This window comes from Paenibacillus sp. SAF-068, from assembly GCF_051967555.1.
In the GTDB taxonomy this organism is placed as follows: Bacteria; Bacillota; Bacilli; order Paenibacillales; family Paenibacillaceae; genus Paenibacillus.
Genome location: NZ_JBQCJX010000001.1, coordinates 226,052 through 243,834 on the forward strand (window position 1 = coordinate 226,052; position 17,783 = coordinate 243,834).

15 protein-coding genes are annotated in these 17,783 nt (G+C 49.5%); 6 read left to right on the forward strand and 9 right to left on the reverse strand.

Annotation, left to right across the window (positions count from 1 at the left end):
* Positions 1-47 precede the first annotated feature (47 nt).
* The 3 genes from ACTHPG_RS00920 to ACTHPG_RS00930 all read right to left on the reverse strand — a co-directional run bounded on the left by ACTHPG_RS00920 (position 48) and on the right by ACTHPG_RS00930 (position 4,174).
* A complete protein-coding gene (locus ACTHPG_RS00920) occupies positions 48-1,880 on the reverse strand; it encodes an ABC transporter ATP-binding protein (RefSeq protein WP_440387198.1) in 1,833 nt (610 codons plus the stop codon).
* A complete protein-coding gene (locus ACTHPG_RS00925) occupies positions 1,873-3,657 on the reverse strand; it encodes an ABC transporter ATP-binding protein (RefSeq protein ID WP_440387200.1) in 1,785 nt (594 codons plus the stop codon). The genes ACTHPG_RS00920 and ACTHPG_RS00925 overlap by 8 nt, the downstream gene beginning before the upstream one ends.
* A gap of 82 nt (positions 3,658-3,739) precedes the next feature.
* Entirely contained in the window at positions 3,740-4,174 is a 435-nt protein-coding gene (locus ACTHPG_RS00930; RefSeq protein ID WP_440387201.1) for a MarR family winged helix-turn-helix transcriptional regulator, read from the reverse strand.
* Between the two features lie 214 nt (positions 4,175-4,388).
* On the opposite strand from ACTHPG_RS00930, the gene ACTHPG_RS00935 reads away from it, so the two are divergent.
* The 4 genes from ACTHPG_RS00935 (at position 4,389) to ACTHPG_RS00950 (ending at position 7,385) form a co-directional block, all read left to right on the forward strand.
* Positions 4,389-5,327 carry an NUDIX hydrolase gene (locus ACTHPG_RS00935; protein ID WP_440387202.1) on the forward strand — a complete coding sequence of 313 codons (939 nt, stop codon included), beginning with the start codon at positions 4,389-4,391 and terminating at the stop codon, positions 5,325-5,327.
* Between the two features lie 106 nt (positions 5,328-5,433).
* On the forward strand, positions 5,434-5,919 hold the full coding sequence (locus ACTHPG_RS00940; protein ID WP_440387204.1) for an NADAR family protein: 486 nt from the start codon (positions 5,434-5,436) through the stop codon (positions 5,917-5,919).
* A complete protein-coding gene (locus ACTHPG_RS00945) occupies positions 5,912-6,904 on the forward strand; it encodes a TIGR02452 family protein (protein ID WP_440387205.1) in 993 nt (330 codons plus the stop codon). The genes ACTHPG_RS00940 and ACTHPG_RS00945 overlap by 8 nt, the downstream gene beginning before the upstream one ends.
* A gap of 58 nt (positions 6,905-6,962) precedes the next feature.
* Positions 6,963-7,385 (forward strand): macro domain-containing protein, encoded by a 423-nt coding sequence (locus tag ACTHPG_RS00950; protein ID WP_440387206.1) that lies wholly within the window; start codon positions 6,963-6,965, stop codon positions 7,383-7,385.
* A gap of 134 nt (positions 7,386-7,519) precedes the next feature.
* Here the strand turns inward: ACTHPG_RS00950 and ACTHPG_RS00955 are convergent, their stop codons facing one another.
* The 4 genes from ACTHPG_RS00955 to ACTHPG_RS00970 form a co-directional block, all read right to left on the reverse strand.
* A complete protein-coding gene (locus ACTHPG_RS00955; protein WP_440387207.1) occupies positions 7,520-8,467 on the reverse strand; it encodes an iron-hydroxamate ABC transporter substrate-binding protein in 948 nt (315 codons plus the stop codon).
* A 66-nt stretch (positions 8,468-8,533) separates the two neighbouring features.
* Positions 8,534-9,556, reverse strand: coding sequence for a FecCD family ABC transporter permease (locus ACTHPG_RS00960; protein WP_440387208.1), 1,023 nt, complete (start codon positions 9,554-9,556; stop codon positions 8,534-8,536).
* A 2-nt stretch (positions 9,557-9,558) separates the two neighbouring features.
* Positions 9,559-10,632, reverse strand: a complete 1,074-nt coding sequence (locus ACTHPG_RS00965; RefSeq protein WP_440387209.1) for a FecCD family ABC transporter permease — start codon at positions 10,630-10,632, stop codon at positions 9,559-9,561.
* Positions 10,633-10,731: 99 nt separating this feature from the next.
* On the reverse strand, positions 10,732-12,462 hold the full coding sequence (locus ACTHPG_RS00970) for a helix-turn-helix domain-containing protein (RefSeq protein ID WP_440387211.1): 1,731 nt from the start codon (positions 12,460-12,462) through the stop codon (positions 10,732-10,734).
* 357 nt (positions 12,463-12,819) lie between these two features.
* Here ACTHPG_RS00970 and ACTHPG_RS00975 point away from each other — a divergent pair, with 357 nt between their 5' ends.
* Positions 12,820-13,821 (forward strand): Gfo/Idh/MocA family protein, encoded by a 1,002-nt coding sequence (locus ACTHPG_RS00975; RefSeq protein WP_440387212.1) that lies wholly within the window; start codon positions 12,820-12,822, stop codon positions 13,819-13,821.
* A 20-nt stretch (positions 13,822-13,841) separates the two neighbouring features.
* Positions 13,842-14,462, forward strand: coding sequence for a pyroglutamyl-peptidase I (locus ACTHPG_RS00980; RefSeq protein WP_440387214.1), 621 nt, complete (start codon positions 13,842-13,844; stop codon positions 14,460-14,462).
* Between the two features lie 665 nt (positions 14,463-15,127).
* Here ACTHPG_RS00980 and ACTHPG_RS00985 read toward each other — a convergent pair.
* Both ACTHPG_RS00985 and ACTHPG_RS00990 read right to left on the reverse strand, forming a co-directional pair.
* Positions 15,128-15,970 (reverse strand): 1,4-dihydroxy-6-naphthoate synthase, encoded by an 843-nt coding sequence (locus ACTHPG_RS00985; RefSeq protein WP_440387215.1) that lies wholly within the window; start codon positions 15,968-15,970, stop codon positions 15,128-15,130.
* Entirely contained in the window at positions 15,967-16,881 is a 915-nt protein-coding gene (locus tag ACTHPG_RS00990) for a futalosine hydrolase (RefSeq protein ID WP_440387216.1), read from the reverse strand. Before ACTHPG_RS00990 ends, ACTHPG_RS00985 begins: the two co-directional genes overlap by 4 nt.
* Between the last annotated feature and the right edge of the window lie 902 nt (positions 16,882-17,783).

Genomic DNA, 17,783 nt, shown 5'->3' on the forward strand with positions numbered 1-17,783 from the left:
ATGGGGCCTGAAGAACCCATGCGGCGTTTCGTATTTCGATTAAATCTTTAGTTCGATGTATTAAGCTGTCCCTGATGTAACTGATAGTAGAATCCTTCTTGCTGCATCAACTCATCATGGCTTCCCCGTTCAGCGATCTGTCCATCATCAATGACGAGAATCTGATCGGCTTCACGAATCGTGCTCAGTCTGTGGGCGATGACAAAGCTGGTACGGTCTTTCATTAACGTACGCATCGCTTCCTGGATTTGCATCTCTGTACGCGTATCGATGCTGCTCGTTGCCTCATCCAGAATAAGTATGGCTGGATCCGCCAGAATTGCCCGGGCAATGGTCAGCAGCTGTCGTTGTCCCTGACTCAGATTGCTTCCCCCGGAAATGATGGGGGTATCGTAGCCCTGCGACAGTTTGCAGATGAACGAGTGTGCATTCGCAAGCATAGCTGCTTGCCTGATCTGTTCATCGTTTGCGTCCGGCTTGCCATAGGCGAGATTGTCACGAATGGTACCCGAGAACAGGTAGGCATCCTGAAGTACAATGCCGAGTTGCCGACGGAGTTGATCCTTCTCCAGTTCCGAGATGTCACATCCATCGATGGTGATCCGTCCGCCTGTAATCTCGTAGAAACGGGGTAACAGGTTGATTATGGTCGTTTTACCTGCGCCAGTCGGTCCAACAAGTGCAATCATCTCGCCAGGTTTGGCAGTAAAGCTGACCTTCTTCAGAATGTCTCGCTCTGCACTGTACCCGAAGGAGACGTCTTCAAATACAACCTTACCTTGAATCTGATCCAGTTGTTTCTTCTGTTCCTCCACATATTCACCAGGGGTGTCCATGATGTGAAACACACGTTCAGCACCTGCAATAGCAGCCTGAATCAGATTGTACTGATTGGCCAGGTCGCTCAGCGGCCGCTCAATCTGACGGGAGTATGCGAGAAAACTGACGATCAATCCGATGGATGTCAGATCATGATAAGCCATCCATCCACCGACAGAAGCCAGTATGGCAAACCCGATGTTGTTCATCACGTTCATCGTAGGGCCAACCAAACCCGAAACAGTCTGGGCCTGTGTGCTGGAGGTGCGCAGTTTCTCGTTCAGGTTCTTGAAATGTTGATGTGCCTGATCCTGACGGTTATAAGCCGCTACAACTTTTTGTCCAGCAATGGTCTCCTGCGCATAACCATTGAGCTCACCAAGTAACTTCTGCTGGGCCGTGAAGTGTTTGCGAGTTCTTGAAGCGATTAGGCGAGTGGCAATGGTTATTAAGGGTACCGTTATCAGACTGAGCAGTGTAAGCCGAACATCGAGTGCAAACATGATCGACAAGGAGCCAACGAGCAGAATGGCACTGGACATCAATTGGGTTACGCTTTGATTCAGCGTTGTAGATACGTTATCAATATCATTGGTGGCCCGGCTCATCAGATCCCCGCTTTGATTTTTATCAAAAAACTGGACAGGCAACTCTTGTAGTCGGGAGAACAACGCATGTCGCAGATCCTTAACGGTCAGTTGGGACACACCAATCATGACATAGGATTGAGCCCACATCAGGAGTGAGCCAAGGACATAAACACTCAGCAAGAGGAGACATTCCTTCAGCAAACCCGCTGTTACTTTGGGCACGATATGTTCGTTAACGGCACGTCCCAGAAGATAAGGTCCTGCCAGATTGAGCAGTGTTCCGAGAGCAGTCAGCACTAATGCAGCAATGACGCCTTTGCGATGACGTCCCATGTATGACCACACCCTAATCAGGGCGTGGCGAGCATTCTTGGCTCTGACTTTGGGAACAGGTCCTCTGCCCGCTGGTCCGGGTCTTCCGATGGGAGGCACGACCGTTTGTTGCATGGAGGAAGAGGCAGGTTTAGCCAAATTGAACATCCTCCTTCCGTTGCTGCGAATAATAGATGGCTTGGTAGTGGGATGAATGAGCCATAAGATCATCATGTGTGCCCCTGGCAACGATCTGTCCTTCATCAATGACATATATACAGTCTGCATCCCTCACGGAGGAAATCCGCTGTGCAATCAAAAAGGTCGTGCTGTCTTTCATCAAGGATTGCAATGCCTTCTGAATACTTGCTTCCGTGCGCAGATCCACAGCACTGGTGCTATCATCCAGAATCAGCACTTCCGGTTGCATAAGCAGGGCGCGTGCAATGGATATACGTTGTTTCTGCCCACCGGACAGATTGACCCCGCGCTGACCCAGTTCCGTGTCATACCCGTCTTTCAATTTCATAATAAAATCATCTGCTGCCGCAGCTTGTGCCGCGGCACGCAATTCAGCATCCGTTGCACCGGGCCGGCCGAAGCATATGTTATCCCGGATGCTGCCGCTGAACAGAATGGATTCCTGGAGCACAATGGACACACGGCTGCGAAGATCCTGAAGATCCCAGTGACGAACGTTCACTCCATTCACGAGCACCTCACCTTGCGAAGCATCATATAGACGGGGAATTAGCTGCACCAGCGAGGTTTTGCCTGAACCTGTTGAACCGATCAGGGCCACTTTCTCACCTGGGCGAGCCATCAGATTAATGCCGGTAAGTGCAAGTTCTCCGTCATAACGGAAGGATACGTCTCTGAACTCCACTTGACCGCCTGTGTGCGAGGGAAGGGGAGACGATCGGTATGAGTTCTGATCACGGATAGAAGACAGTGACTGTACTTTCCCGGAGTTATCGGTTCCCGATTGAATATCTGGCTGTGTATGTAACACCTCATTGAGCCGGGCAGCAGACACCTTGGCGCGAGAGAAGCTCATCATCATCATGCCGATCGACGTGAGGGATGAGAGTACAACCGTGACATAGTTGATAAAAGCAATCAGATCTCCGGCAGCAATATCGCCTCCAACTACCTGAAAGCCTCCGAACCACAGCACCGCTACAATGGTAGCGTTCAGCATCAAGCTGAGCACGGGTGCATTCAGCGTGACAATACGCCAGGCTTTGACGGCGGTTGAGGTGTAGTCTTCGTTGGATTGCTTGAACCGCTTTTTCTCCAGACGTGCACGTGCAAACGCCTTAACGACACGGATGCCGGCAAGATTCTCCTGGAGCACGGCGTTGACCTGATCAAGTTTGCTCTGAACACTGGCGAACAGCGGATAGGAAGCTTTTATCAGAATAAATAAGATAATAAACAGTACGGGCACAGTGGCAATAAGAATCAAAGCCAGCTTCACACTAATCGTAAATGCCATGATGATACTACCGATGATCAGCATCGGCGAACGGATGAACATCCGCAGCAGCATCTGTACAAAGGTCTGCATCTGGGTAATATCACTGGTCAGACGAGTGATCAGAGATCCTTCCTGAAACGTATCCAGATTACGGAAGGAGAAGGTCTGAATATGATCAAACAGTTCCTGACGCAGATCCGTGCCGTATCCCACGGCAGCTTTGCTTGAATAGAGTGTGCAGCCTGCGCCGCCAACCCAGCCGATTAACGCAACAAGCAGCATGATCAGACCTGTAGTCACAATATGGGGCAGGTTCCCTGCAAGCACACCATCATCCACGATGCTGGACATCAGCTTGGGCTGGAGCAGGTCCATGGCAACCTCAAGTACCATGAGCAGCGGAGCGAGGATCGCCGCCGACTTATACGGGATCAAGAATCGTTTTAACGTCCACAATCGGAAATCACCTCAATCTTTATTGCATAAGTGGAATCAATTTCATCATACCTTTAGCTACTTCAATCACGTTTGTATTACCTCAAGCTTCACGCAGGTTTTGGAGCATACGCTGTGCAAGTAGAGACATGATCCGGGATTCTTCCGGTGTAAAATCTTTCTGGGCTTGCTGTTCCAACTCCTGAATCACTTGTCTCAATTCTTGTAGAGCAGAGCGCCCCTGATCCGTCAGGTATACCCGCAGACTGCGCAGATCCTTCGGGTCTGCTTCGCGTCTCACATAACCGGATGATTCCATGCGCTTGAGCATGACGGTTACCGTGGCGGGACTGCGCTGAAGTTGTTCGGCCAGATTTTTCTGGGATTGGCCATCCTCCCGTTCAAGCTGGAACAACAAAGGGGGCTGCCCCGGGTATAACTCGGGGTGATTCACAAGTTTCTCATGAACCTTGTAACGTTTCAGTTTCACGAGCTCGGACAACTGTCCCATTAACCGATCGTTTTGGACTGGGTTCATATCATCCGCTCCGTTCGTATCTTTTTAGATTTTTGAGCACATCATTTAGTTAGTCGACTAACTAAATTTTAAGTTTGATTTGACATACCGTCAAGTGAATACAGATCATTTATTTTGGACTGGAAATATTGACCTGAGATAAAATGATATGATAAATTGATATTATCTAATTGTTAATAACATTATGTTAATAACAGAATGGGGTTTGAATAGTATGACTTACGAAGGTTCGTCTGGAGGAAAAGCTCCTGATTACCGGGAGCATCAGGATCAGGCACATATAAGTGAAAAACAGTTTTTGGACAGCTATGATGCTGGTGATTACGAACGTCCTTCCGTCACCGTGGACATGTTGGTATTTACAATTCGCAGTGAAGCTCAGGAGAATTATCGCAAGCTTGCGGAACCCGAACTCCAGTTGCTGCTGATTCGGCGTGGCGGCCATCCCTATCTGGGACAGTGGGCGTTACCGGGCGGATTTGTCTCCATGCAGGAATCCTTGGAAGATGCTGCTCGGCGGGAATTGTTGACAGAGACGGGGCTTGATGATATTTATCTGGAGCAACTGTACACCTGGGGAGATGTGGAACGAGATCCGCGTACACGGGTTATCAGCTGTTCCTATATGGCGCTGGTCGACAGCAGTGAGCTGGAGCTTCAGGCTGGCGATGATGCCAGTGAGGCCAGTTGGTTTCGGGTAGAGCAGCGTCTTCTGGAAGAGAAGCGCCATATTCATGCGCGTGGACGTGTGACAGAACGCAGATTGCAGTTAATTTTGACCAATGGAACAGAAGAGTTGTCGGCAATTATTGAGACGAGAGAAACGATAGAAGGAAAAGTACGGAGCCATCGTATGACGTTGGGTGAGGTTCGGGGGATTGCATTTGATCATGCCAAAATCATTCATTATGCGCTTGAACGTCTGCGTTCCAAGATCGAATACACGGATATTGCATTCAATCTGATGCCGGAGACCTTCACACTGACTGCACTTCAGAAAGTACATGAGATCATCAGTGGCAAAAAACTGCTGGCTGCCGCTTTCCGGCGAAAAATCGCCGATTGGGTCATTGAGACAGGAGAGTATGCGAGCAGTGCCGGTCATCGACCATCACGTTTATACAGATTGAATCCAGAGAGGCAAAACATATAGAAGACGGTATGCATCACTGAAATCGAATGAAGTCATCCATTTGAAGTCATTCGAGACGTTTGCGGGATGATTGCATACATGAGGATCAAGTAAAGGGGGGATATGGATGGAAAAGTTTACGTTTTTCTGGCGGACTGCATCTCCGTTCTCACAGTGGCACCCCGCGGAATTTACCGTGAACGGGGTTCACTACACGAGTGCAGAGCAATACATGATGCACCAGAAAGCACTGCTGTTTGGCGATCAGACCATCGCAGACAAGATTCTGAAGGCAAGCTCTGCTTCGGTACAAAAAAAGCTGGGCAGACAGGTCGCAGGTTTCGACCAGACGTTATGGGAAGCTGAGTGCCAGCGCATTGTTTACGAGGGGAATTGGGCCAAATTTACACAGAACGAAGAACTGCTAACCGCGCTGCGTGCCACTCGTGGAACGACCCTTGTGGAAGCAAGCCCGGATGATCGCATCTGGGGTGTGGGACTGGCGGAGGAAGACCCGCGCATTCGCAATCGAAGAACATGGCGGGGAACCAACTGGCTGGGTGAGATTCTGACCCGTCTAAGAGAAGATATAGGAAGTGATTCAGATGAGTGATCAACAACAGGATAAGAACAATAGCAGCAATAACAAGAATAGCAACGGGCGTTATAGCAACAACAATAAACTCGATAGATCAACGGGTAATGGTGGCTCCAATTCACGTTCCAAGCGGGCTAATATCGCACAGCAGACGTTGGTTATTTTGGATGAAGGGCAATACGTCAATGGATATGATCGCAAGGTTGGGATAGGTACCGATGTGCAGCAAGCCATCCGAAATTCGGTGTTATACCGTCCAGCAGAATTGTCCGCGCTCAGAGAAAAGCTTCGTATAAAAGCTCACGTTGGAATTCAACCCGCGGCCCCATCCGCTCGAATTGAAGGTGCGTCGGGTCGCATTGAAGTTACTGGCGAGACTACACTTGGAGCTGCTTTACGTTTGACGGTAGATGAAGGAAGAGAAGATGTGGTTTGTCTAAACTTTGCATCGGCGAAAAATCCGGGCGGCGGCTTCCTTGGCGGAAGCCAGGCACAGGAAGAGAGTCTGGCCCGAGCCACGGGGCTGTATCCGTGCATCGCACAAATGGATGAAATGTACGATTACAATCGCAAACAGCGATCGGGTCTATATTCGAATTATATGATCTATTCACCGGATGTTCCGGTGATCCGTGATGATGAAGACAGGCTGCTGGACAAATATTATGTATCATCATTCATTACTGCTCCGGCGGTGAATGCGGGTGTGGTGAAAGAGCGTGGAGAAGCGGATGATCTGCAGATTGAGTCGGTGATGAAGGAGCGCATCCGTTATATTCTGGACGTGGCTGCTGCGAATGGTCACCGCACGATTGTTCTGGGCGCTTACGGTTGCGGTGTATTTCGCAATGAACCGGCAGTGGTGGCGAAGTATTTTCATGATGTGTTAGTGGGAGAGGCATTTAGGGACTCCTTTGAACGCATTGTATTTGCCGTATATGATCAATCAGCAGGTCAGAGAACATTAAAGGCATTTCAACGTATTTTGGCAGAGGGTTAATTAAGTAGAACAAAGGATGTAGCTTGAAGAAGGAAGCAGGAGAAAGGAGAGAGATGGCATGCAGTTTTATGAGAGACAACAGGATTTATTTGATCTCGGAGATGATTATTCGCTTGCGCACTGCATATCAGCCGATGCAAGGATGGGCAAGGGCATTGCGGTACAGTTCCGGGAGCGATTCGGTTTGGAAAATCTTCAAGAACAGGCCAAACAAGAGCCGCTTGAGATTGGACGATGTTATCCGGTGGGACGGACGCTGAATCTGGTCACCAAGGCAAAGTTCTCCAATAAGCCGACGTACCAATCGTTGACGAATGCGGTAGAATCCATGCGGAATGTATGTGCAATGGAAGGGATTACGAAATTGGCGATGCCCCGAATAGGGTGCGGGTTGGACAGACTGAAATGGGAGAAGGTCAGCCCAATTATCCAGGCAACCTTTGCCGATACGGATGTTGAGATTATTGTCTGTACAGTGTGAGCATGCTTGGTGGAAAAGGATAGATTGCAGCTTGCTGACAGGGACAAAGCAAAAAAACCTCAGCTTTGAGAGGAATATAGCGTCAGTATGATTCATACGAACGCTGTTCCGATTTCAAAGTGAGGTTTTTTTGATTATTTTTTGGAGAATATTTTTTTCGCTTCATCCATGGCCATTTTATTGCCAATTGATGAGTAATCGAGCCAAGGTTGTGCCCCAATCGGGTAGACATGACCGGCTTTGACAGCTTTCAGACCTTGCCAGATTGGATTGTTTTCCAGCTCCTTGAACATTTCTTTCGCTTCATCATCCGAATTCACAACCACAAAGATCGCATCTGCATCATAGTCCGGCAATATTTCACGGGAGACGACCTGGTACGGTTTGGTTGAATCAATATCTGTGATCCCTTTGGCAGGAGTCAGATCGAGATCCTCATACAAAATGGGACCCATGGGACGGCGTGTACTGAACACACGCAACTCTTTGGCAGTAACACGAATTGCCATAACGGTACCATCACCAATCGTATCATGAATCAGAGATTTCACTTCTTCTGTTTCGGTCGCGTAGTCCTGAATGTACTGCTCGGCTTCCTTCTCGCGATTCACGAGTTTGCCAATGTCTTTCAGATGATCACGCCATGTACCGTCATCCAGGTTGAAGACATGCACCGGAGCAATTTTCTCGAATTTGGCAATATCATCACCAGAGAATTCTTCGTCCAGATAGATTACATCGGGTTTCAGGGCAAGCAAAGCTTCCATATCCGGGTCTTTAACCGGACCAAGTGGCGTTGTATTTTGAAGACGATCCGCAACATGGGACAGGAAACCTTTGGCTTCACCGCCAATAACGGAACCCACCGGCGTAATACCGAGAGACAGCAGATCATTGGTCAAGTGGATCGACATGGAGGCAATACGTGGCTCTCCCGAACTTGCACTGTTGTCCTGATTTTCGGTTGAAGTATTCGTGGATGAACCGCCTGAAGCAGATGATGAATTGTTGGCCGTTCCACAGGCTGCGAGTACAAGCACCAGACAGATACTCATGACAAGCATCAGGTTTTTCTTTAACATGGGTAGTCACATTCTCCTTGAACATCTCTTGGATGTCTTTATTGTTTTGTTTTTTGAAAAAAAAGATCACTTGCTTCGTACTAACAGGTACAAAAAGTAAGGTGCACCAATCGCGGCAACCACTACACCTGCCGGAATGGCGTTAGGCTGGAAGATGGTTCGCCCAATCGTGTCGGCGCTCACCAGAATAACCATACCAATGAGCCCGGCAGCAGGGATCAGATGCCGATGCATCGGACCAACAAGTCTGCGCGCCAGATGTGGTGCCGCCAGACCGATAAAGCCAATCCCCCCAGCCATCGATACACTGACGGCAGACAAAGCCACAGCACAGAGCAGCAAAATAACACGCTGGGATCGAACAGGTGTCCCGATACTAGTGGCGGCAGCATCTCCAAGATTGAAGGCATCAAGCGTTTTGGATCGACTCCAAATGTACGAGATACATAGCACCACCCAGGGAAGCAACGCTTGCACATGAATCCAATCCCGGCCCCAGACGCTACCTGCCAACCATCTTGCGGCAAAGGAATAGGTATCTTCATCCAAACGCAGGGATAAGTAGAGGGTCAACGCATGGAACCCGGCCGCTACAGCGATTCCCACCAGAATCAGCTTCATGGGTGATACGCCGTTATGGCGATCATAAGATAACAGCATGATGATCAGGGCGGCGGCAATACTGCCTGCAAAAGCAAACAACGGAATGAATAAGGCTACAGAGCCATCCATTGTAAAGGACAGGCTAACAAACACCATGAGTCCAAACGCTGCCCCTGCATGTAAGCCCAGAATGCCCGGGTCCGCCAGCGGATTGCGAGTGATTCCTTGCAAAGCTGCTCCGGCAATACCAAGTCCTGCTCCGGCCAGCACAGTGACCAAGATGCGAGGCAGTCGGTAATCAAACAGTACAATCTGATCATCCGAACTGCCATTACCAAGCAAAGTCTGTAGCACAGCCGCTGGGGAGAGACGAATGGTTCCCGTGTTCAGGCTGATTACAATAACGGCAATGGCGATGCAGAGCAGCGTGATGCTGACGACTAACGAACGTTTACCTCGTGATCGTGAAGGTGTATTGAAATTCATCGCTACAAGGCCCTCCTTTCTTTACGGGCCAGATAGAGGAAGAACGGTACACCGACAAAGGCAACCATAATGCCTACGGCGAGCTCTTCGGGTGGGTTCACGATGCGTGAGCCTAGATCGGCGAGCACCAGTAATATCGCTCCAAGCAGAGAAGACATCGGAATGATGAGTCGATAATCGACGCCTACCAGTTTGCGAGATATATGGGGGATGACGAGTCCGACAAATCCAATCGAGCCTACTGCCGACACGGACACACCAGCCAGTACAACAACCGCTGCGAGGGCAAGAAACCTCGTCCAGCGCAGGTTGATCCCGAGATTAATCGCGACTTCTTCTCCGAGTGACATAAGGGATACACGCCGGGCGAGTGGCATAATCAGCACGAGTGTGGCGAGCAGCAGGGGAAGAATCAGCTTCAGATGCCGCCATTCTATTCCGCCAAATCCTCCCGCATACCAGAAGGCCAGATCCTGACTCAGGTCAAAATAAATGGCAACGCCTGTGCTAAGGGAGGTTAACATGGCTGCAATAACGGCCCCGGCAACGGTCAGTCTGATGGAATTCAGACCGCCAGGTGCTGCCATTCCAAGCAGGAAGATAAGCAGTGTGCCCAGAACTGCCCCCACGAATGATAAAACCATGATCCAGCCGTATGGCAGTCCCGGCCAAAAGGCAAAACTCAAGGCTACGACAAAAGTGGCTCCAGCATTGATGCCCAGAATGCCGGTGTCTGCAAGCGGATTACGCGTAATGCCTTGCATTAAAGCTCCTGCAACGGCAAAGGCAGCGCCGATAATAACCGCGGCAAGTACACGTGGCAATCGCAGCTCATGAATAATCTGATGTGGTGTCAAAGTCGGGTTGTACTGAAATATGGCAGCCCATACGGTTTCCAGGGTCAGCCCTTTGGCACCTAAAGAGATGGCGACAAACATGCTTAGCAGCAGTATCGCTATGGCAGACAAAAACGTCAGCCCAACGGTTACCGCAGATTTTTTGGAATTAGATGGACGATGTGGCAGTCCCGGATGTTGAATACGGGTCACTCCTTTGGTACCAACAACGCATTTCATTGTTATTGATTATCATTATCAATTAGTCATCATTATAGAATCTTAATTCAGGCCCGTACATGGCATAAATTAAGATTTGGGAGATGGACATTTTTTAGATTACAAAAGTGAAGGTTTGTTCGTCAACATAGAGAGCGCTTCGTCAAGCTGGATGTTGATGGAATATGGAGCATACACGACCCATGAGTTCCAGTCAATGAGATGCACACGTCCGTTTTTTACCGCAGGATGGCTGTTCCAGAGTGGATTCGATGCCATCTCTTTCAACAGTGTTGCCTTTTCATGCATAGAATTAATCGCGAGGACCAGCACGTCTGCCTCCAGTCCGTCCCATTCTCCTGGTGTGAAGGGCAACCAGTTGAATCCGACTCCAGGTGATTTGCCAGCCAGTTCGCTCTGAATTCGCTGAGGAGCGGCCAATTGCAGACTGCGATAGAAGACATGTCCGAAGTTGCGATGGCTATACATCCGTGGACCTTTAGGCGTTAACGTGCCAACGGCAACGGTAATATCCACGGCTAGTTCCTTCATTTTTTTGCGTGCACGCTCCGCTTTGCGCTCATGTCGATCCAGCCAATCTGTCGCGGCTTGGGTACGATCCACAATGGATGCAATTTGATGCAGATGACCGAAGACGTCTGTCTGGTTCCAGGGAATCGTGATAATGGGAGCGACATCGCCAATATGCTCCATGGCTTTACCAGTGGCATTGTCCTTGGTCAGAATCAATTCGGGATTCACATCCATGAAAGCCTGACGTCCCAGTTCCCAAGGTTCATAGGCGTGGAAGGGCAGTGTCAGCGATTTGGGCATATGAGGCAGATGGCCCTGAATCTGAGCCGCACATGGCGTGATACCAAGTGTCATCAGATGATCCGTGTATGGATAGGAAAGCGACACGATGTTCCGATGGACCTGCTTCGCATAGGAAGTGGGAGCATAACCAGCATGGTTCCGAAAACGTCGGCTGAAATAGAATTCGTCACGGTAACCCACTTCACGAGCCACATCACGGATACGCAGGTCGGAAGTGAGCAGTAATTCCTTGGCCCGGTTCATCCGCAGATGAGTGATGTATTCAATCGGATTCTTCTGCATGCGGCTCTTGAATAGCTGCGAGTAATAGGAAGGATGCATGTCAGCCAGTTCGGCCAGCTTTTCCAGCTTGATCTCGTGCATGTAGTTTTCGCGCATGTATTGCAGGGTGGACCTGAGCCATTGTTCGGGTTCATCCTGTCCAGCGACAACGTCAGTCGGGTCTTCTTGAGGCCAGAGCATATGTAACAGTTCCGTCAGGAAGAGCTGTGCTTTCAAGTCTTTTTGCGAATTTGCGTTGTTAAGGTGTGTAAGCTGCACGGCAATACGCTGTATACCGTAAAATGGACCCTGAATCCAGCCTGTAACCGGTAAACTGAGCTCACGTTCGTAGATGCGTCTGGCTTTTGTTTTCTCCGTAGCCCGATACAGATCGAAGTGAATGACATATAGTTCAATATCATGGTCTTCATCTCCGATCAGTTCAATAGAAGTGCCTGGTGTGCACAGACAAGCTGATTTGCGAGCCACGTGGGATTCGGTCCCATTCATGATTAGTGTGCCCGTGAATTTGTGCATATATATGAAGGTATGATGAGCAAGCTCAGTCGTGGACCAGCACCATTTTCCACGGGTTATGATCTGTTCTGCCTGTCGGAATTCGATCAGGATATCCATCAGGAATGCATCCAGGTCTGCACGGGTTGAGGATTCTTTTTCTGATGTGGAACTTGTCTGCTGATGCAACAGGTGCGAATCTATGCTGCTGTGGGCGGTACTTTGGAAGGTTGTCATGGTGCTAAGCGACCTCCTTTCTTTTAAACAGTTATTTAGGTCATGATTGAATCGGGAACGTGCTATATTTTGGCGGACCTGAACGTCTTTCTTGAACATCTATGGATACGCTTTGCATGGATAGGAACAAGATCCTCTTGGCCTTAGTCTGCTGATAATCTTAGCAAATCTATTGAAGAATTGAAATGTACACAGATATGTTCGAGGTGCGGATGAGGTGGAAGTCTAATGAACGTACAATATAGAAAACGTTTTCTGACGCAGGCGTTTCTTTTTGGTAAAATAAAGGGGATAACATGTTGGCCTGATCTGAATCATGAACCTTTTCAACCAAATTTGCAGTAGGGAGGCTTCGATATGACAGAAGTAGTGGGACGGGACAAAGTACGTTGGGGCATTATGGGCACAGGATGGATTGCATCCCAGTTTGCAAAGGATCTGGAGCATGCCGGTAACGCAGTGAAAGCAGCGGTAGGTTCACGGACAGCGGGAAGTGCGGAGAAGTTTGCAGCTGAATATGGTTTTGCACGCGCTTACGGCTCGTATGATGAGATGCTGCAAGATCCTGAGGTAGATATTATCTATGTGGCAACACCTCATCCGGTGCATAAGGAAAATGTAATGGCTTGTCTGGAGGCAGGCAAGGCGGTGCTCTGTGAAAAGCCGTTTACAATGAATGCGCGTCAACTGGAGCAACTGGTGGAGAAGGCACGGGAGCGCAACCTTTTCCTGATGGAAGGGATGTGGACACGCTTTTTGCCGCCGATCGCTCAAGCCAGAGCATGGATTGCAGAAGGACGAATCGGTGAAGTACGTTTGCTGCAGGCAGACTTTGGATTCCGTGTCGGCTGGGAGCCGGAAGGAAGGTTGCTTAATCCGGATCTGGGGGGAGGAGCTTTGCTTGATGCAGGGGTGTACCCGATCTCCTTTGCTTCGATGATCTTTGGCGAACAGCCCCAGCATGTATGGAGTACGGCCAATATCGGTGAGACGGGTGTGGATGAGCAATTTTCCGTATTGTTATCCTATTCCGAGGGGCGTTCTGCCTCACTGAGTGCTGCCATTCGTCTGAACCTCAGTAATGAAGCGGTCATATACGGTACGGAAGGCAAGATTCGTCTGCCTCTATTCTTGGCGGGCAAAGAAGCCTATCTGCATGTGAATGGTCAGGACGAGCCGGAGAAGTTCACGGATGATCGAACGTGTATCGGTTATGCTTTTGAGGCGGAAGAAGCGGGACGTTGTATCTTGGAAGGCCGCACGGAGAGCAATACCATCAAACTGGACGAATCCCTGGAAATCATGAAGCTGATGGACACGATTCGGGGTCAGTGGGGATTGCGTTACAAATCGGAGTAACAGATTGGAGCTGACATAGGATGGTGAAGATTCTCATATCCGGTTTTGAACCTTTTGGCGGGGATACCGTGAATCCAACAGGAGCGTTAATGGAAGCCCTTGCGAATGAAGTGATGGAGGGTGCTGAACTAAAAACAGTGCTGTTGCCCGTACACTTCGATGAATGTGCAGATCTGCTAATTGCAGAGATGGAAGTCTATCGGCCTGATGTCGTCATCGCCTGTGGGCTGGCCAAGGGCAGAACATGCATCACACCGGAGCGGATCGCCGTGAATGTCAAAGACATTCCCCCCGGCTCCTACGCGGATAACCAGGGACAGGCTCCTGTGGATGAGCCCATTGTAGAAGGCAGCCCGGACGGTTTGTTCTCCACGTTGCCGATCCGAGCCATGGTGAATGACATGTCCGCAGCAGGGATTCCCGCTACCGTGTCCAATACAGCAGGTACGTATATCTGCAATAACACGATGTACCGGGTGCTGGATCACATTCGTGTGGAGCAGCTTCCGATTCGTGCCGGATTTGTACACTTTCCAGCCTCAACAGAGATGGCTGTATTGCAGCCTTCCGTTCCGTCACTGCCTATTCCCATGATGCTGGATGCGCTGCGGATCATGATCCGCACAATTGTGGGGGAATAGCGAGGGATGATTGTGAACGTTCGGCTGCGGTTGAAGCAGATCGTAGGCGATGATCGGATTCTTATCGTAGACCGCAGTTGTGAATGGGAGAGCAGTAGGCTGGGATGATGGAGTGCTGGTGTACTGGAGTACAGTAGGGTTCAAGATGACGTAGAGAGCGTGGAGTCGTAAGGATTTCTTTCTACGTCGAGCTTAGGTTGAGTAGAGTGGCAGATATGAGTAAAAATATGAAGTTGAACATAAAGTAGATAAAAAGTTGAAATAAGAAGTTGAATATAGAATTGTATATATAGTCAAAACAAAGAGCTGTCCCACCGTCATATGTCTGACGTTAGGGGACAGCTTTTTTTTGTTTCTATGTCGAGATTGTGTGACGCTCACAAGTCTAACGAACCTAGCACACGTTATTCGCTTGAAATACGCACATACCCATTTCTAACGAATCGTAGAAGCGTTATTGTGTGGAATGATCCGAGTTTTGGGCGATAGGGCACATTTTTAGGTGAATAGAGTGTCTGGGATTCATTAGAGTTCTCGTAGCATGATATTCGGCTGAATAAGGTGCATGCAGTTCGTTAGATGTAGAGCGTACAGTTATAGCCAACAAAATAGCTAAAGAAATAAATAAAGACATAGTTAAGAAACAGCTAAAAAATAATCAAATACTAGATTCGCAACAGATCAAGATCGAATTCGGGAACGAGTCCTTCTTTCATCGCACGCCCAAGCAGTGCAGTAATCGCACCATACCCATCATCACCCAGGTTGGCGCTGAATTCATTAACGTAGAGGCCAATATGCTGTGCAGCTACGTCAGGGTCCATTTCCTGGGCGTGTTCCATCACGTAGGCTCTTGACTCATCCGGGTGTGCCCAAGCATATTCAACGGAGGCGCGTGCCCATCCGGCGAGGGCGTGAGCATCCATGTTGCGACGTGCAATGATGGCTCCGAGTGGAATCGGAAGACCCGTATCGCTTTCCCACCAGTTACCAAGATCCGTCATCAGTTTGAGATCATAGTTCTGGTATGTGAACCGTGCTTCATGGATGACAAGTCCGGCATCGATCTTGCCATCCCGCACAGCAGGCATGATCTGGTCGAATGGCATGACAACAATTTCACCTACGCCGCCAGGAACATTTTGCGCTGCCCATAGACGGAACAACAAATAAGCTGTTGAGCGCTCGCTTGGTACGGCAACACGTCGTCCGGACAAATAGGCTGGATCGGTCGTACCGTTTGCGGTCAGAACGAGCGGACCGCATCCTCTGCCGAGTGCGCCACCAGCAGGGAGTAGAGCATAGTCAGATAACACGTATGGCAGTGCTGCATAAGATATTTTCATCACTTCAGGTGTGTCGGGTCCATTGGGATTTGCCGCCAGACCATTGGTAATATCAATATCCGCATATCGGACATCCAGCTTAGGTGCGCCCGGGATCAAACCGTGCACCCATGCGTGAAAGATAAATGTATCGTTTGGACAAGGGGAAAATGCAATTTTCATGATGTAATAACCTCCCGTAAAATGGAACTTGCAGCCTGAAGCGCATCGAGGGCATCCTTGATGCGCCAAGCGTCGCGGTCGCGTGGACCGACCGCGTTGGATATGGCCCGCAGTTCGAGTGCTGGCACGCCGAACTGCTGGGCAGCTGTTGCCACGCCGAAGCCTTCCATGCCTTCGGCGGCGGCATCCGGCACGCGGCGCAATAGCTCCGCGGCCGTCTCCGCTGTTCCGGTCGCCGTGGACACGGTGACCGCAGTGCCTCCGCTGACAGCGAGGCCGGCCCGCTGCAGCTCATGACGCAGGCGAGCGGCAAGCTCCGCGTCCGCCGCCACAATGGACGAGCCGAATCCGAGCTCGTCCACGCTAAGGAAGCCGTCTGGCGTCTGCGAGCCCAGATCGGCAGCAACCATGGCGTCGGCTACCACGAGGGAGCCGACGTCCGCCCGGCCGGGGAACCCGCCGCCGATGCCGGCACTGATCACCAGCATGTAGGCTGGTGAAGAGCCGGTCCCGGCAAGGGGCCCCGGCCCATTGGATGTGGCAGATGTCTGTGCCACATCCGATGGGCTTGGCGCAGTAGAACTCTGCGCCAACGCCCTTGTGCTCGCAGCCGCTACGGCATATGCCAATGTGGCGGCGGTTCCAGCTGCGGCCGAGGCTGGGCCAACGCCCGCAGCAATGACGTCAAAACGTTCCGCGGCCGTGTCTCCCAAACCGCGGAGGACCGCATCTTTCTCTGCATCCACCGCGGTTACAATTAAAACACGTTGTGATGAACTTGCTTGGATCGAACTAATATCTGAATTGTCTGAAGTGTTTGTTTCCCCGTTTAAATCCCCGTGGTGTCCACTACTTTCGTGTGATGCGTTTGGTTCATTATTCTGCTCTTCATCCTGCCCATGTTCATTCATCGCCGATTCTCCTTGTGAGGTATTAGAAGCCTAACCTATGTCTCCAAAAAATCTTTTCTACAGTAAGCTTTTAGCTACACTTCTTCGGGTTATGACTGACTTCTATATTTCCGTGTACGTGTACGTTTGAACTATTATAATTCGAGAATATATCGTCCTCGTAGAGAGGACATTTCTCTTGATTTTGTCTTTCAAAGAGTGGACACTTTTTCTAAAAAGGCACTCTATCCAGCCAGAAAGATGAAACATTACATATAGATGTTTTAAGATATAAAATCAAAAATAATCTATTTGTAGAATGCCAATTACAGATTGATTACTCAGGTACGTGTCCACCCTTTGAAAGACATATCTACCATATGTATGCTCAGTGCGGACAGCACAAGTTGGCACTCCAAACGAACAAATAAACGATTAAAAGGCAAAAGACTGCCCCGACCCAATCAACATTACTTGCTGAACAGCCAACTACTGTGCAGACAATAGATCCATGACGCAGCGCAACATTTATGCATAACAGAGCTAACCATCCATCAGGTTAAAGACGCAAAAAAGTAATCAAGATACAGTAAATATCAATCCATATTTCATCTCCATCATAACGGAAGGGGAAAGACCTGAACAACCTTTGCATGTAATTCTGTCAAAAGCCTCAAGTATACGTCTCGGGTAGACACATCACATCAATTAACCGTAACGCTTCAAGTAGACGGATCACTTCAGGTAGTCATATCGCTTCAATAAGCCTGTTTCACCTAACCGCATGTGGATGTCACCTTGATCATACCCCATCCTAAGCCGAAATGACTGCTCTCCAGTTTAAAACAATATGTCAAATATACCATATGTTTTATCCTTCTTACCGTACCCCGAATAAAACCAGAAGTCAAAGTCAACTGTTG

Bases quoted from the DNA above. Each gene is read 5' to 3' on its own strand.
- ACTHPG_RS00930 (WP_440387201.1), bottom strand. From the start codon at position 4,174: ATGAACCCAGTCCAAAACGATCGGTTAATGGGACAGTTGTCCGAGCTC.
- ACTHPG_RS00935 (WP_440387202.1), top strand. From the start codon at position 4,389: ATGACTTACGAAGGTTCGTCTGGAGGAAAAGCTCCTGATTACCGGGAG.
- ACTHPG_RS00940 (WP_440387204.1), top strand. From the start codon at position 5,434: ATGGAAAAGTTTACGTTTTTCTGGCGGACTGCATCTCCGTTCTCACAG.
- ACTHPG_RS00945 (WP_440387205.1), top strand. From the start codon at position 5,912: ATGAGTGATCAACAACAGGATAAGAACAATAGCAGCAATAACAAGAAT.
- ACTHPG_RS00950 (WP_440387206.1), top strand. From the start codon at position 6,963: ATGCAGTTTTATGAGAGACAACAGGATTTATTTGATCTCGGAGATGAT.
- ACTHPG_RS00955 (WP_440387207.1), bottom strand. From the start codon at position 8,467: ATGTTAAAGAAAAACCTGATGCTTGTCATGAGTATCTGTCTGGTGCTT.
- ACTHPG_RS00960 (WP_440387208.1), bottom strand. From the start codon at position 9,556: ATGAATTTCAATACACCTTCACGATCACGAGGTAAACGTTCGTTAGTC.
- ACTHPG_RS00965 (WP_440387209.1), bottom strand. From the start codon at position 10,632: ATGAAATGCGTTGTTGGTACCAAAGGAGTGACCCGTATTCAACATCCG.
- ACTHPG_RS00970 (WP_440387211.1), bottom strand. From the start codon at position 12,462: ATGACAACCTTCCAAAGTACCGCCCACAGCAGCATAGATTCGCACCTG.
- ACTHPG_RS00975 (WP_440387212.1), top strand. From the start codon at position 12,820: ATGACAGAAGTAGTGGGACGGGACAAAGTACGTTGGGGCATTATGGGC.
- ACTHPG_RS00980 (WP_440387214.1), top strand. From the start codon at position 13,842: ATGGTGAAGATTCTCATATCCGGTTTTGAACCTTTTGGCGGGGATACC.
- ACTHPG_RS00985 (WP_440387215.1), bottom strand. From the start codon at position 15,970: ATGAAAATTGCATTTTCCCCTTGTCCAAACGATACATTTATCTTTCAC.
- ACTHPG_RS00990 (WP_440387216.1), bottom strand. From the start codon at position 16,881: ATGAATGAACATGGGCAGGATGAAGAGCAGAATAATGAACCAAACGCA.